This window comes from Kitasatospora nipponensis, from assembly GCF_039528135.1.
GTDB lineage: Bacteria > Actinomycetota > Actinomycetes > Streptomycetales > Streptomycetaceae > Kitasatospora > Kitasatospora nipponensis.
This window is the reverse complement of record NZ_BAAALF010000953.1, coordinates 1-577: the sequence shown is the minus strand read 5'-3', so window position 1 is coordinate 577 and position 577 is coordinate 1. Positions and strand designations below refer to the sequence as shown.

General features: G+C 63.8%; 1 pseudogene. It reads right to left on the bottom strand.

The features are described from left to right. Positions 1 to 549, bottom strand: a pseudogene (locus tag ABD323_RS44265) (RICIN domain-containing protein); the annotation flags it as partial. Between the last annotated feature and the right edge of the window lie 28 nt (positions 550 to 577).

Here is a 577-nt window from a genome sequence, read left to right as displayed (position 1 = left end):
GTCCGCATTCTTTGCCCCGAGGGCCACGTAATCCCTGGCGCATTTCTGCTCGTTGCCCGGCCAGTCCCAGCAGGTGAGGTGCAGACCGGCGGTCGCGTCAGGAGCGTACTTGTGGGTCATTGAGATCAGGCAGCGGGCCAGACCCGCCACACTGTTCTCCTGGTTTCCGCAGTCGTTCGGAGCCGCAGCAGTCACCTGCGCCGGGACCTTGGTCACATCGCCCGTCCCTCGTGCGAATCCCCAAAAATCAGCTTCGAGATCGATCATGTCGTGCGAGGTGCCGATCTTCTGGAGGAAGAAACGGTAGTCGTTCAGGTATCTGGTGAGGAGGTCGACCCGGTTGACCGCCTTCACCTCGTCCTGCCACGTCGCATTGGGGGTGAGATGGGGGATTACAAACCACGACCACACCATCGTCTGCGGATGCGGTTGACCCTGATAGGTGGCCTGCGCAGCGCGGGCTTGCATATGGGGGACGAGCCCCCCGCGCCCACCCCACGCGCATCCCCACCAGTTCGTCCCGTCCGGGCAGGACTTCGCCGTGTACACGTCGCTCGACGGTGCAGGCGGACTGACG